This window comes from Sinorhizobium sp. 8-89, assembly GCF_030124325.1.
GTDB lineage: Bacteria > Pseudomonadota > Alphaproteobacteria > Rhizobiales > Rhizobiaceae > Sinorhizobium.
Genome location: NZ_JASKLR010000027.1, coordinates 26,707 through 40,260 on the forward strand (window position 1 = coordinate 26,707; position 13,554 = coordinate 40,260).

General features: G+C 63.5%; 11 protein-coding genes and 1 pseudogene. 3 read left to right on the plus strand and 9 right to left on the minus strand.

Features of this window, described 5'->3' with window-relative positions; genetic code table 11:
* The 5 genes from QN219_RS28745 to QN219_RS28765 form a co-directional block, all read right to left on the minus strand.
* Complete coding sequence (locus tag QN219_RS28745) at positions 1-987, minus strand: aldo/keto reductase (RefSeq protein WP_284003717.1); 987 nt, start codon at positions 985-987, stop codon at positions 1-3.
* A gap of 65 nt (positions 988-1,052) precedes the next feature.
* Complete coding sequence (locus tag QN219_RS28750) at positions 1,053-1,637, minus strand: YigZ family protein (RefSeq protein ID WP_284003718.1); 585 nt, start codon at positions 1,635-1,637, stop codon at positions 1,053-1,055.
* Positions 1,638-1,849: 212 nt separating this feature from the next.
* Positions 1,850-5,557 carry a trifunctional transcriptional regulator/proline dehydrogenase/L-glutamate gamma-semialdehyde dehydrogenase gene (gene putA / locus QN219_RS28755; RefSeq protein WP_284003719.1) on the minus strand — a complete coding sequence of 1,236 codons (3,708 nt, stop codon included), beginning with the start codon at positions 5,555-5,557 and terminating at the stop codon, positions 1,850-1,852.
* A gap of 289 nt (positions 5,558-5,846) precedes the next feature.
* Positions 5,847-6,161 (minus strand): YkgJ family cysteine cluster protein, encoded by a 315-nt coding sequence (locus QN219_RS28760; RefSeq protein WP_284003720.1) that lies wholly within the window; start codon positions 6,159-6,161, stop codon positions 5,847-5,849.
* Between the two features lie 40 nt (positions 6,162-6,201).
* Positions 6,202-7,008 (minus strand): phosphodiesterase, encoded by an 807-nt coding sequence (locus QN219_RS28765; RefSeq protein ID WP_284003722.1) that lies wholly within the window; start codon positions 7,006-7,008, stop codon positions 6,202-6,204.
* 239 nt (positions 7,009-7,247) lie between these two features.
* Here QN219_RS28765 and QN219_RS28770 point away from each other — a divergent pair, with 239 nt between their 5' ends.
* Positions 7,248-8,282 (plus strand): proline racemase family protein, encoded by a 1,035-nt coding sequence (locus QN219_RS28770; RefSeq protein ID WP_284003724.1) that lies wholly within the window; start codon positions 7,248-7,250, stop codon positions 8,280-8,282.
* 48 nt (positions 8,283-8,330) lie between these two features.
* On the opposite strand, the gene QN219_RS34065 is transcribed toward QN219_RS28770, so the two are convergent.
* Positions 8,331-8,669: a tetratricopeptide repeat protein gene (locus QN219_RS34065; protein WP_309486638.1), complete on the minus strand. Its 339-nt coding sequence runs from the start codon at positions 8,667-8,669 to the stop codon at positions 8,331-8,333.
* A pseudogene (locus tag QN219_RS34070) lies at positions 8,646-9,191 on the minus strand (sel1 repeat family protein); the annotation flags it as partial. The pseudogene QN219_RS34070 and the gene QN219_RS34065, both read right to left, overlap by 24 nt.
* A gap of 218 nt (positions 9,192-9,409) precedes the next feature.
* Between QN219_RS34070 and QN219_RS28780 the strand changes: the two are divergent.
* Positions 9,410-10,027: a FecR family protein gene (locus tag QN219_RS28780; protein ID WP_284003726.1), complete on the plus strand. Its 618-nt coding sequence runs from the start codon at positions 9,410-9,412 to the stop codon at positions 10,025-10,027.
* A 112-nt stretch (positions 10,028-10,139) separates the two neighbouring features.
* Here QN219_RS28780 and QN219_RS28785 read toward each other — a convergent pair whose 3' ends face one another.
* Both QN219_RS28785 and QN219_RS28790 read right to left on the minus strand, forming a co-directional pair.
* On the minus strand, positions 10,140-12,017 hold the full coding sequence (locus QN219_RS28785; protein ID WP_284003727.1) for an adenylate/guanylate cyclase domain-containing protein: 1,878 nt from the start codon (positions 12,015-12,017) through the stop codon (positions 10,140-10,142).
* A gap of 5 nt (positions 12,018-12,022) precedes the next feature.
* Entirely contained in the window at positions 12,023-12,727 is a 705-nt protein-coding gene (locus QN219_RS28790; RefSeq protein WP_173511040.1) for a Crp/Fnr family transcriptional regulator, read from the minus strand.
* Between the two features lie 263 nt (positions 12,728-12,990).
* Between QN219_RS28790 and QN219_RS28795 the strand changes: the two genes are divergently transcribed.
* Positions 12,991-13,431, plus strand: a complete 441-nt coding sequence (locus tag QN219_RS28795; protein WP_284003729.1) for a DoxX family protein — start codon at positions 12,991-12,993, stop codon at positions 13,429-13,431.
* Positions 13,432-13,554: the final 123 nt, after the last annotated feature.

The following is a 13,554-nucleotide window of genomic DNA, read 5'->3' on the forward strand; positions in this document are numbered from 1 at the left end:
CTACCATCTGTGATGAACATGAACCTTGATCAGCCGCTCGTAAAGCGCGGCGATCGCGGCCATGGTCTTATCGTCAAGCGCGGGCAGCGCGCTCGCCGCGGCGTTCGACTGCGCCTGCGCCTCGTTGCGGGCACCGGGAATGACGACGGAAACGGCCGCCTGCTCCAGGATCCAGCGAAGGGCAAACTGGGCCATCGGCACATTTTCCGGCACCAGCGCGCGCAGTTCATCCACCGCTTCGAGCGCGACGTCGAAAGGCACGCCGGCGAAGGTTTCTCCGACATCGAAGGCTTCTCCGTGGCGGTTGAAATTGCGGTGGTCGTCAGCGGCGAAGACCGTGTCCTTGCCGATCTTCCCCGTTAGCAGGCCGGAGGCGAGCGGAACACGCACGATGACGCCGACATTCTTCTTCCGCGCCTGGGCGAAGAAGAGTTCCTGCGGACGCTGCCGGAAGATGTTGTAAATGATCTGAACCGTGGCGACGCCCGAATATTCGATCGCCTTCAGCGCCTCCTCGACCTTTTCGACGGAGACACCATAGTGGCGGATCTTGCCCTTGACCATCAACTGGTCGAGCGCGCCGAAGACGTCGGGGCGGTAGTAGACATCCGTCGGTGGACAATGCAGTTGCACGAGATCGAGCGTATCGACACCGAGATTCGTCAGGCTGCGGTCGATGAAGGCCTCGATATTGGCGGCCGTATAGCCGTCGGCGACATGGGGATTGAGCCGGCGGCCGGCCTTGGTGGCAACGAAGGGCTTTTCACCGCCGCACTCCTTCAGCACCGCAGAGATGATCTTTTCCGAACGCCCGTCGCCATAGACGTCCGCCGTGTCGATGAAGGTGACGCCGCTATCGAGCGCGGCGTGAAGCGCGCGCTTGCCGTCGTCTTCGCTGACGTCGCCCCAGGCACCGCCGATCTGCCAGGCGCCAAAGCCGATTTCCGAGATCGTTGCACCCGTTCGTCCCAAAACTCGCGTTTTCATTTCGATGTCCTCGTCGTGTTCTGCGTCGGCGTGACTTCTATGCTGGTTGTGTTTCGCATGGAAGTTCAGTCGTCGAGCGAGACGGTCGCCTTGCCGCGACTGAGATCGGTGACGAGTGCAACGACCTCCGTCGCGACGTCCCGCCGCACCTCGGCCGTCAGGACCGCCCCTGTATCCGTGAATGTTTCTCCGGCGAGCATTACGCCGCGGGCCGTTAGCCGTGCTTTGATCAGGGCAAGATCCGCAAAGTCGCAGACGATCGTGGCGCACTGCGTGTCGACGAGTTCGACTTTTTCAGCAGACCGAAGGCAGAGTGCCGCAGTGCCGCCATAAGCGCGGATCAGCCCGCCGCTTCCAAGCAGGACGCCGCCGAACCAGCGGATGACGACGATCGCGACGCGGTCGAGCGACTGGCCGTCGATCGCCGCGAGGATCGGCTTGCCCGCCGCGCCGCTCGGCTCGCCGTCGTCATTGAAGCGATAGGTCTGGCCGATGCGCCAGGCCCAGCAATTGTGATTGGCGGTGGGGTCGGAATGGGCGGCGAGAAAGGCCTTTGCCGATTGTTCATCCTCGATCGGACCGGCGATCGCCAGGAACCGGCTTTTCTTGATGTCCTGTGTCGAGGTCTCGATGCGATGGAGAGTGAACATCCGCTTCTTCCGTTTTGGGGACGCTGATAGCGGATCGGCGGTGTTTCGTCATCTATCTGGATTGCCGCAAACCCCTCCCCACAACGGGCAGGGGCTTTGGCGCGCGCTGCGGTGGAATGTCATGCCCAAACACTTGATCCTGCCACGGCGATCAAAGCGAGCGGATTGGGTGCGGCAGATCGACCCCTCCCTTGTGGGGAGGGGCCACAGGCTCAGCCGATCGCCATAAGGCTGGCATTGCCGCCGGCGGCAGCAGTGTTGATCGAGGTCGAAACCTCTTCGAGCAGCCAGTTCAGGCAATAGGCGTCTGGATTGCGGGCGATCTCCTCGCTCGACGCGGCCTGGACGAGCACCAGCGGACCCGGGAGCGCGGCGATCGCCTTGTTGACGTCGCGGATGCGCTCGGCGTCTCCCTCAACAAGGGCGCCGGCGAAGGGGCCGTCGGCCGCCCAGTCCTTCGACCAGGAGACGCGGAGGGAGACACTCTGCGGAAGGCTCTTAAGCGAGGGCTGCAGCCCGGAGGCGGCGTCGATGACGACGCTGTTGCCGGTCGCGAGCGCCGTGGCGAGCTGATGGTAGAGACCCGCCTCGGTTTCCGGCACGAGCAGGATCCGGCCGCGCGGGTGCAGCGCGTAGAGATTGCGCTCGCCGACGGGACCTGGCAGCTCGAGCTCCAGCCCGAGGGCCGAACTGCTGCCTGCGTTGCGTGCCGCTTCCGCTCCGGTCCTCGCGCCGCGGCCGTCGAGCCACTTGGCGAAGTCGAAGAGGGCGGGGTCCGTGTGCACCGAGCTGTGCTGCGGCGGCACCGGTGCGGTCGTCACCAGCCGGCCGAGGTAGAGCGGGCCGCCAGCCTTCGGACCGGTGCCCGAAAGGCCGCGTCCGCCGAAGGGCTGCACGCCGACGACGGCGCCGATGATGTTGCGGTTCACATAGAGGTTGCCGGCTTTCACACGGCTGGTCACATGCGCGATCGTCTCGTCGAGACGGGTGTGGAGGCCGAAGGTCAGGCCGTAGCCGGTCGCGTTGATGTCATCGACCAGCCGATCGAGATCATCACGGTGGTAACGGATGACGTGCAGCACCGGTCCGAAGACCTCACGCTTGAGATCGGAGAGTTTCTGAAGCTCGATGATCGTCGGCGGCACGAAGGTGCCCAGATCCGTTTCGCTCGCAAGACCGATCTGTTCAACCTTGCGGCCAAGCCCGCGCATCGCGTCGATGTGCTTTTCGATGATGCCCTTCGCCTCGGCCGTTATGACTGGGCCGACGTCGACGGCAAGACGGTCGGTGCGGCCGATGTTCAGTTCATGCAGGGCTCCCTTCAGCATGGCGAGCGTGCGATCGGCGATGTCCTCCTGCAGGCAGAGCACACGCAGCGCCGAGCAGCGCTGGCCGGCGCTGTCGAAGGCCGAGGCGATCACGTCTGCGACGACCTGCTCGGCAAGGGCGGAGGAATCGACGATCATCGCGTTCTGGCCGCCGGTCTCGGCGATCAGCGGGATCGGCCGTCCTGCAGGCGAAAGCCGGTCGGCGAGTTGCGCCTGAATGAGCCGTGCGACTTCGGTCGAGCCGGTGAACATTACGCCGGCGATCTCCGGTGCGGCGACCAGCGCGGCACCGACGCGGCCGTCACCGGGCAGGAGCTGCAGCACATTGGCAGGAATGCCCCCCTCGTGCAGGAGACGCACACCTTCTGCCGCGATCAACGACGTTTCCTCGGCCGGTTTGGCAAGCACCGGATTGCCCGCGACGAGCGCGGCGGCGATCTGACCGGTGAAGATCGCCAGCGGGAAGTTCCATGGACTGATGCAGACGATCGGGCCGAGCGGCCTGTGGGCCGGGCCGAGCGTGCGGCGGGTCTGTTCGGCGTAGTAACGCAGGAAATCGATTGCCTCGCGCACCTCGGCGATCGAATTCGGCAGGGACTTGCCGGCCTCGCGGGCGATCAGCCCAAGCAGTGTCGGCATGCGCGCCTGCATCAGATCGGCTGCGCGGTCAAGGCAGGCGGCCCTTTCGGTTGGGGGAACGGCGGCCCACGCTTCGGCGGCCTCGCGAGCGAGACGCGCCGCGCGCTTGGCATCGTCGTACGACGTTTCCGTCACCGAACCGACGATGTCGCGATGGTCACCGGGATTGACGACGGGGCGCGTTTCGCCCGAGGCTGCGCCGGTCGCGAGCTGCGGCACGGAGGTCCAGGCGGTTGCCGCGCTCGCCTTCAATGCCTCGGTCAGCGATGCGAGATTGGCCTCATTCGAGAGATCGACGCCGGCGGAATTGGTGCGAGCCTCTCCGAAGAGCTTGGCCGGCAACGCGATCTGGTCGTGTTTCGCTCCCATGACCGGCATGGAACGAACGATCTCGACCGGATCGGCAATGAGCTCGTCGACAGAGACCTCCGGATCGGCAATGCGGTTGACGAAGGAGGAGTTTGCGCCGTTTTCGAGCAGGCGGCGGACGAGATAGGCAAGCAGCGTTTCATGCGTGCCGACCGGCGCATAGATGCGGCATGGGCGGTCGAGATTGTTGCGGCCGACAACCTCGTCGTAGAGCGGCTCGCCCATGCCATGCAGGCACTGGAACTCGTATTTGCCAACCTGAAAATCCTTGCCGGCCATGTGGTAGATGGTGGCGAGCGTCTGTGCGTTGTGGGTGGCGAACTGCGGAAAGATCACGTCGGTTGCCGAAAGCAGCTTGCGGGCGCAGGCGACATAGGAAACGTCGGTGTGGATCTTGCGCGTGAAGACCGGGAAATCCTCAAGCCCGTCGAGCTGCGCGCGCTTGATTTCGGCGTCCCAATAGGCGCCCTTGACCAGTCGAACCATGATGCGTCGGCCCGAGCGGCGTGCCACATCGATGATGAAATCCAGGACGAAGGGGCAGCGCTTGCCATAGGCCTGCACGACGAAGCCCATGCCGTTCCAGCTGGAGAGATCGGAGTCGAGGCAAAGCTCTTCGAGGAGGTCGAGTGACAGCTCCAGCCGGTCGGCTTCCTCAGCGTCGATGTTGAGGCCGATGTCGTATTTCTTGGCGATGAGCGCGAGCGCCTTCACCTTCGGCAACAGTTCGCCCATGACGCGCGCGGCCTGGGCGCGCGAATAGCGCGGATGGAGTGCCGACAGCTTGATCGAAATGCCGGGGCCTTCATAGATGCCGCGCCCCGCGGCAGCCCTGCCGATCGCATGGATCGCGGCTTCGTAGTCCTTGTAATAGCGTTCCGCGTCGGCGGCCGTCGTCGCCGCCTCGCCAAGCATGTCGTAGGAATAACGGAAGCCCTTCTGTTCGAGCGCGCGCGAGCGGCGCAGCGCCTCGTCGATCGTCTCGCCGGTGACGAACTGCTCGCCCATCATCCGCATCGCCATGTCGACGCCGCGGCGGATCACCGGTTCGCCGCAACGGGCGATGAGCCGCGTCAGCGCCGCGGCAAGGCTGCGGTCGTTGACGGTCGAGGTCAGCTTGCCGGTGACGACGAGACCCCAGGTCGCGGCGTTGACGAAGAGCGAGCGGCCGCCGCCCAGATGCGACTTCCAGTCGCCATCGGAGATCTTGTCGCGGATCAGCGCGTCTCGGGTTGCCGTATCGGGAATGCGCAGCAGCGCCTCCGCAAGGCACATCAGCGCAACGCCCTCCTGACTCGACAGCGAATATTCGTGCACGAGCCCTTCCACGCCCGAGCCTTTGTGCTTGGCGCGGAGTGCTTCGATCAGCTTGCGGGCGGTTTTGGCGGCGGCGTCGCGGGTTTCCTTGGGCAGCGTCGCCGCCTCGATCAGCGCCGGCAGGCACTCCGTTTCCGGGCGACGATAGGCAGCCGTGATTGCCTGACGGAGCTTGCTTTGCGGCCGGACCGGCGGCGCGAAGTCGGCAAAGGGCGCCGGTGCTGCATCGGCAGATGGGGGGGATTTTTGAGGCTTGGTCTGGCTCATCGAACGCGGTCCTCCACGGAGCGGTAACAGGCGCCCTGGCGCCTCTGATTTCGTGGCAGAAAATACGCTTGATACGGCCGAACATCCATCCGGCAAATTCCGGCATCATCGGAATGTTTCGCTACCTGGCCGCCACGAAACGGAGGAACATGCGGAGTGTCGCAGCGAGTACCGGATGATCCCTACTGCATGTTCTCCCTAAATCGTAGCCGATTTAAGAAAAAAACACGCAGCAATGCAAAGCGCTACAGCGTCCTTTGCGCGTCTGATAAGACGCGCGGCGCTGTAGTCAGGCGGCAGCGCCGAAATGCCGTGCGCGCGCCATCAGGCATTCGTCATCACCGGGCATGCAGGTCCGGCACACGATCGGTCGCACAGCGTAGATCTTGCAGGCGACGTAACGTCCAAGCGTGCCGTCAAGCGCCGTGCAGCGATCGTTCTCGCAACGCATGCCGCCGAGGTCGGCAGCGACATATTCCGCCGGAATGCGGTCGAGCTCTTCGTCGGTTTCCAGCGAAAAGCGCGGCCAATCGGCCGAATAGGCACAACAGGCGCCGCAACTCTGGCAGTCGAAATCCTGGCTGGATGAAACGAAATGGCTCATGGCCCAGCCTAACACGAAGGCGGTGGCGTCGAAATGGCTGTTACGCCATCGCCGCATCGCGCCGGGCAATTTCGTAGTCCTCTGTGTGGACGAGGACGCCGTCATCCGTAACGAGAACGATGCCATAGGCCGCCGGTTCGTCGACGGAGAGCGAAGCGTCCGGCGTATCGAAGGGCATAGGCTGCTGATGAACCGGGCTCTTGAAGATCGAGAACGGAATGCCGCGGCTCGAGCCGCTGATGGTGCGATGAACATGGCCGGCGATGATGTGGCGCACATTGCCGTGGCGCTCCGCGAGGGCATAGAATTCCTGCCCGTTGATCAGGCGGATCATGTCGATGCCGGTGAAGCCGGTTACATGCGGGGGATGGTGCATGAAGATCAGCACCGGCCGGTCGCCGGCCCCGCCGAGTTGCCGATCGAGCCACGCAAGGCGTCGTTCGCAAAGGTGGCCAGCATGGCTCACGGGGTAGTCGTAGGGCGGCGCAAACAGCGTGTCGAGCAGAACGGCGCGGCAATCGGTGAAATCGATCGCCTGCTGGACGAAGCCGTTCTCGTCTGTTGCTGCGTCGGAAAAAACATCCAGGAAAACCTCGCGCCGGTCGTGATTGCCAATCATCATCGCCGCCGGCGGGACGAGTTCGCCAACGAGCGCCTTCAGCCGTTCGTAGGACGGGCGGTCGGCCCAGTGCGTAAGGTCCCCTGCAAAAATCACGCAGTCCGTATCGGCATGATAGCGGTTGACGTGAGCGATCCCGTTGGCGAGCCGCCGGTAGGGATCGAGCCCGATGATCGTCATGCCTTCGGGAACCATGTGCAGGTCGGTGAAGATGATGAACTTCGTCATGCGCGTTCCAGTGATGCTCCCGGTTTTCACGCTCCCGCGCGGGGGCACTGCCGTCAAGCGGCATCTTTGGGTGAATTAACAGCGGGCGACGCGGGGCTGCAATCCGGCCGCGTCGTCGCCCGTCTTGCGGTCGAAACGCGGAGGCTGTATGCATCGTCACCGGTCTGATATATCAGACGAGCGTTGCCACCGGATTGAATGCGGTAAGCGGCGGCAAGAGCGATATCCGGAGATACGTCATGAGATGGAAGCGCACGATCCAGTTGCTGGACGTTCATTGCGAGGGCGAGATCGGCAAGGTGGCGATCGGCGGCGTGCCGAAGATCCCGGGAAACACGGTCGCCGAACAGCTGAACCACATCAATACGGTCGACGACAGCCTGCGCCGGTTCCTCTGCCTCGAGCCGCGTTCCGGATCGATCGGCTCGGTCAACCTGCTCGTGCCATCGAAGCGGCCGGAAGCGGATGCCGGCTTCATCATCCTCCAGGCGGATCAGGCCCATGCCATGTCCGGATCCAATTCGATCTGCGTGACGACCGCGCTGCTCGAATCCGGCATGATAGAGATGAAGGAGCCGGAAACGGTCGTGATGCTCGACACTGCAGCGGGCCTCGTCAAGGCGACCGCCACCTGCCGCGACGGACGGTGCGAAAGGGTGAAGCTCACCATGGTGCCCTCCTTCGTGCAGGAGTTGGACGTCGAGATCGAGACGCCGGAATGGGGCCGCATCAAACTGGACCTCTGTTTCGGCGGCGTTTTCTACGCGCTGGTCGACGTCCGCCAGATCGGCACGACGATCGAAAAGGCGAACGCGCGGCGGATCGTTGAAGCCGGCATGCTGCTCAAGGACCTCGTCAACCGTACGATCCCGGTCGTCCACCCGGAAATCCCCGAAATCAGTGGCGTCGCCTATGTGATGTTCCGGGATACCGAGGCGGGTGGAACGGTCCGCACCTGCACGACGATGTGGCCGGGCCGTGTCGATCGCTCTCCTTGCGGCACCGGCAGTTCGGCAAATCTTGCGACGCTGCATGCGCGCGGCCAAGTGAAGCCCGGCGACGTCCTGAGATCACGTTCGATCATCGGCTCGGAATTCGAGGTGGGGCTCGAAGGCGTCACGACGGTCGCCGGCAGACCGGCAATCATTCCGACCATCTCGGGCCGGGGCTGGACGTTCGGTCTGCATCAGGTGGCGCTCGATCCGTTCGATCCGCTCGCCGAAGGTTTTGCGCTGACCGATACCTGGGGGCCGCAGGCGGGCGAGATCCGTTGAGACCTGATCGCGCGGTGGATTCCAACGAGCCGCGCAGAGATCGTGTCGTCATTTGGGCCGGTCCATCTTTGCGACCATGGCGGCGTGAATGACGCTGCCCGTGGCGATCGGGTCGAGCTTTTGCTGACCAAGCGGATCGCCGCGGTCGGCTGCCTGCCTGAACAGTTCCTGTGCAGCGGCGGGATTGCGCCGCACGCCTTCACCGCTTTCGAACATCAGGCCCAGATTGACCATCGCATCGACATTGCCGCGCTGGGCGGCGAGACCGTAGAATTTTGCCGCCCCAAGATTGTCTTCCGGCACGACCGTGCCTTCATCCAGCATTACCGCCAGGTTGAACGCGGCGACGTCGTCGCCGGCCAGCGACGCTCGTTCGAACCAGCGGATTGCCAGTGCGCCGTCGGCGACGGTGCCGACGCCATCGCGATAGGCGACACCGAGATTGTAGGCGGCGAGGATGTTCCCGGCCGCCGCCGCCTGCTGATAGAGGTTGAATGCCGTCTCCGCTTCCCCGGCCTCGGCGAGCAGGGCGCCGTAATTCACCCTGGCCAGTGCATGGCCGTTATGCGCGGCTTCCTCCAGAATTCGGCGCGACTGTATCTTCTGCCCAGCCCTGTCGAGAACGCGCGCGAGCTGGAACTGCACCCGCGCGTTGCCATTCTGGTTATAGGCCTCGCGGCAAGCAGAAAGCGCGATGCCGATCCGGATGTCCTCCGTGTCGACTGCCGGGAACGATCTGTTTCGTTCCAGGTCGAATTCGCTGCCCGCTTCCCGGTCGCATTGTTCGGCGGCAGTCAGACCGGCGGCACGCGCCGCAGGAAGCGCGATAGTAGCAAATGAAAGAAGCGCGATGACCGCCAGCTGAAGAACATTGGCGATGCAAACGCTCTGATTGATCCGGTTGTCCATCATGGTCTCCCTCGTATTGCGGTGATCTTAAGGGCCGTCGCGATGCGACACCTGTTCCTCGGGAAACAGCGATGATCCGGTCCTGACGGCGAGTGTGTGGGTGAGCATCCGCGCCGGCCAAAGAAGAGATGCGTCTTGCATCGCCGATGCGTGCGGTTATCCTCGGAGGCGCCGGAGGCTCGAACAGGGAGCGTTGCGAGAGGCAGCGGGTAAGGCCGATGCGGCAGATACATGTGAAAAGGCGAGTTTTTGTCGGCTGCCTGATGCTGGCGGCCATTGTCGGCCAATTGGGGAATGCGGCCACCAATTCGGTGGTCGGCAAGGCCGAGAAGATTCGCGGCAACGTTCGCCGTCGCCAGGGAGAGGACGAGGCGCGGTTGGCCGTCGGCGCCTCGGTTCTCGACAACGACTATGTCCTGACGAGCACCAACAGCTTTGCCGATCTCGCGCTCAGTGAAACGCGCATCCTGCTCGGCCCGCAGACGGAACTCCTGATCGACAGTTTCATCGCCGAGCAGGGCGGCACGCTGGAGCTCGGTCTCGGCCGGATGGTCTTCGATCGGCCGGAAGGGCTTTCCAAGATGGACGTGGCGGTGCGCACGGCTTTCGGGATGATCGGCGTGCGCGGCACGAAGTTCTTTTGCGGCCCGAGCCGGGCGGCCTTCGCCGTCTTCGTGGAGCGCGGTGCCGTGTCCGTCGAGGGTGGTGGTGTGACGCGCACGGTTAGGGCCGGCCAGGGCGTCGACTTCGACCGGCCCGGTGCCGCACCCTCGGAACCGACGAATTGGGGGCAGGCCCGCATCCGGCAAGCCTATGCGAGCGTCGGGTTGACGTAAAGTAATTCCAGGAAAGGTGTGGAACGGTTTTCCGTCCGGATTGCATGGTTTCAAGGAGTTAGAGGATTTCACTGGTTCAAAGAAGCTATGAAATGCTCTTAACGGCCGGCTCTCATTCTGCTTGGGACGGCAGGTCAGCGACCGTGAAAAGCTCCATCGGCCCGAAGCCGCGGATATCGTGGCGTCCAAGCGCCCGAAGAAGCGTGCCCGTTTGCGCCGCGGCTGCCGGTCCGATGCAGATTGCCGTTCCAAGGAATTTGTTCGCGTCCTGAAGCCTGGCGGCCAGGTTCACAGCGTTGCCATGCGCGGTGTAGTCGAGCTTGCCTCCGGCGCCCACCTCGCCGAGGATCGCGGGCCCGGTTTCGACGCCGATCCGAGTCCTGCCGAAACCGTTTTCCGCAAATTGCGGCCGCTGACGCATCTCTTCGGTTAATGCGTGGATCGCCACGGCGCATTCGATGGCCTTGTTGACGTGATCGTCGAGGTCCTCCGGCGCGTTGAAAAGCGCATGCACCGCGTCGCCGACCACCTTGTCAACCATGCCGCCATGGCCTGCGACAAGCGCGTTCACTTCCGCGAAATAGATGTCGAGCAGAGCCACGAGTTCGCGAGGGCCGAGCTTGTGGGCCAGCGTCGAGAACCCCTCGATATCGGTGAAGAGCGCGGTGACGATGCGCTCCTCGCCGGCGACGCGTCCGGCATTCGGCTGGTCTATGTAGCGCGCCACGACGGACTGCGGCAGATATTGCGAAAATTTCTGCCGGGCGATCGCCTCCGCGCGGCGTACGTGGGCAAGTTGCAGCGCACTCGTTACGACGAGCACTGAAACCAGCGCTGCCCCGATGCCGACTGCATCGACGAGCCAGCCCGTTGCCGCGTAAATCGCGCCGGCGCTGGCAACGACGAAGAGCAGCGCGAGGAGACCGAGGGCGAGTGTCGCTTGCGGCCGAAGTCGGATCGCGCCAAAGGCTGCGATCGTGCCGGCTGCCAGGCTGAACAAGGCTTCGGCGAATGGCAGCCCGTCATGCCGATAAGGAACGAAGCCGGTCATAACGGCATTGGCGATGTCGGCGTGGATCTGTACCGAAGGCTCGAGCGGCATCGAGGCGCTGGGTCTAAGCCCGCCGAGACTTGGCATGCTGCTGCCGATAAAGACCAGTTTGCCCGCGAGACGGCTTCTGCCGACCGTGTTTGGCATGACGTCGGCGGCCGAGATCGTGCGCGCGGCAATCGCACCTTCCGAGCTTGCCACGAAACGCAGGTTGCCGGCCCGGTCGAGGGGGATGATTGCATGATCGAGCCGCAGCCAGGCAGGCTCGCCGCCGAGCACCGGGGTGCTGCTCCCGGCCGCGAGCCTTCCCGCTTCGATGCCGAGCGCCGGATATGCGTCGTTGCCGAGAATCGCAAAAGCCTGCGCCCGTCGCACGCGAGCGTCTTCGTCGCCGACGAGAAAGCCGGCAGTGGCCGCCCTGGACCGGTCCATGAATTCCGGGCAGGACGTTTCCGCCCCCGCGATAAACCACAGGTCGGGAACGGCAAGCCTGCGTCGCAGGGCGAGCGGAGGAACGGGGCGTGGATGCTCCAGAGCACGGTCGGCGGCGAGAAAGCCCAGAACGACGGGTGCATTTGCAATCGCGGAAGCAAGCGCGACATTGCCGGCGGAGTCGGGCTCGCATTCGGTACTGAAGACGAAGTCGACCGCAATCACCTTTGCTCCCGCCGTGGAGAGCCGCGATATCAGAGCGGCCGTGGCCGCCCGGTCCCAGTTTCCAGAGCCGAGCGCTTCATGGGCCTTGCGATCGATATCGACCACGATGATGTCCGGCGACCGCGGCGAGGTCACCCATTGCGTGAGATTGTCGAAGAAAAGTTCGCGTGGGGTTTTGAAAACGGTTTCGCCGTAGAGATAGAGAAGCAGCGCCGCCGCCAGGCTTGCGATGATCCCGCCGAAGAGCGGGGTGACGCGATAGTGGCGGCGTTGCGCGCTCAACCGACCTAGCCCTCCTCGGGATCGGCGACGCTCAGCAGTTTATCTACATTACAGCAAATGATGCCGTCCGCGCGTTTCAGCGCACCGCATTCCTCGAGCGACAGAATAGCGCGATTCACCTTTGGCCGGCTCGCACCGAGAATGGCGGCGATATCGGTCTGGCTCAAGGTCAGGCGCAGATTGGCGCTGCTCGGAAGCTCTTGACCGTGGATCTGTTTGAGCGTTGCAAGAAAGAAGCGGGCAACGCGGGCATGGAGGTCATAGAGCGCAATCGTTTCCAGCCGCTCCGTCGTATCGCGAAGCTGCGCGCAGAGAAAGCGGATCACCGCTTCGGCGATCTGTGGCCTATGGGTGATGAGATCGAGAAAGGCTTTCTTGCCGATCACATAGCCTTCGGCTGCGGTGACCGCCGTCGCATCGGCCGACCGCGGCTGTCCGTCGAGCAAGGCCATTTCTCCGAAGAGCGAACCGGCTTCATGCTGGCGCAGCATCAGTTCGCGGCCCTGCGGCGTGAACAGCGAAAGCTTGATGCGGCCGGACACCACGACGACCATGTAGTTGCCGTCGTCGCCGCGCTGGAAGATGACCGTGCCCGCAGGCCATTTCCGGTACGTGGCGATGCCGGCGAGTTCCGTCAGCGTCTCCTTGTCGAACTCCTCGAAAATCGGAAAGGATCGCCAGAAGGCGGGACTCCTGTTGACTTCGGTCATGAGATCTCCCCCGTACGCGTCCCCTTGCAACGCGTTGAAATTCTTCGCCCAGTCCTTCCGTCGTTGCAACATAAAAAGAGCTGTATGGAAGGGGTCGGCGGCCGTGGGAAGCGGCGGCAGAGGCGTGATTTCAAAGCATCGGTTGACGATAAATCGTGTCTGTCACTGCATTGTGAACGATCTGTCGCCGGTTGTGCAGCTAGATGTTTTTGAAAATGCTGATATTTCTCCCTCTAACAGATTTCCAATCAGGAGCCTCGCGCATGTCTCAGAATGTCATCGTCCTTATTGGGCGCATCCTCCTTTCGATCATCTTCATCATGTCGGGTTTCGGCAAGCTGACCGATCCCACGGCAACCGCCGGCATGATCACCGGCGCCGGATGGCCGGCGGCAACCGCGCTCGCCTATCTCGCCGGCCTGTTTGAACTCGTTGCCGGTCTCGCCATCGTCGTCGGCTTTCAGACGCGCATTGCGTCCTATCTGCTCGCCGCATTCTGCCTGGTCACCGCTTTCGTCTTCCATGGCGGCGCCATCAACGTTCCGGACTTTCCGCCGGCTGCCAACGGCCTGCTGACCGTCTTCAACCAGATCATGATGATGAAGAACATCACGATCGCCGGTGCTTTCCTCGTACTCGCCGCCTTCGGTCCGGGCGCCCTTTCGCTCGACGCCCGCACTGGAAAGGTCCTCGCCACCGCGTAAGGCGTGAGGGAACGTTTCCGACAAACGCGAAGAACCCGCCGGCCGCTCCGGCGGGTTCTTTGCGTTGTGGCGTGTCGTTAGAGCAATTCCAGAAAAAGTGCGTAACGGCTTTCCGTCCGGAAC

Excerpts from the sequence above, each read along its gene's own strand:
- QN219_RS28795 (WP_284003729.1), top strand. The coding sequence starts at position 12,991 with ATGTCTCAGAATGTCATCGTCCTTATTGGGCGCATCCTCCTTTCGATC.
- QN219_RS28765 (WP_284003722.1), bottom strand. The coding sequence starts at position 7,008 with ATGACGAAGTTCATCATCTTCACCGACCTGCACATGGTTCCCGAAGGC.
- QN219_RS28750 (WP_284003718.1), bottom strand. The coding sequence starts at position 1,637 with ATGTTCACTCTCCATCGCATCGAGACCTCGACACAGGACATCAAGAAA.
- QN219_RS28760 (WP_284003720.1), bottom strand. The coding sequence starts at position 6,161 with ATGAGCCATTTCGTTTCATCCAGCCAGGATTTCGACTGCCAGAGTTGC.
- QN219_RS28770 (WP_284003724.1), top strand. The coding sequence starts at position 7,248 with ATGAGATGGAAGCGCACGATCCAGTTGCTGGACGTTCATTGCGAGGGC.
- QN219_RS28745 (WP_284003717.1), bottom strand. The coding sequence starts at position 987 with ATGAAAACGCGAGTTTTGGGACGAACGGGTGCAACGATCTCGGAAATC.
- QN219_RS28780 (WP_284003726.1), top strand. The coding sequence starts at position 9,410 with ATGCGGCAGATACATGTGAAAAGGCGAGTTTTTGTCGGCTGCCTGATG.
- QN219_RS28790 (WP_173511040.1), bottom strand. The coding sequence starts at position 12,727 with ATGACCGAAGTCAACAGGAGTCCCGCCTTCTGGCGATCCTTTCCGATT.
- putA (WP_284003719.1), bottom strand. The coding sequence starts at position 5,557 with ATGAGCCAGACCAAGCCTCAAAAATCCCCCCCATCTGCCGATGCAGCA.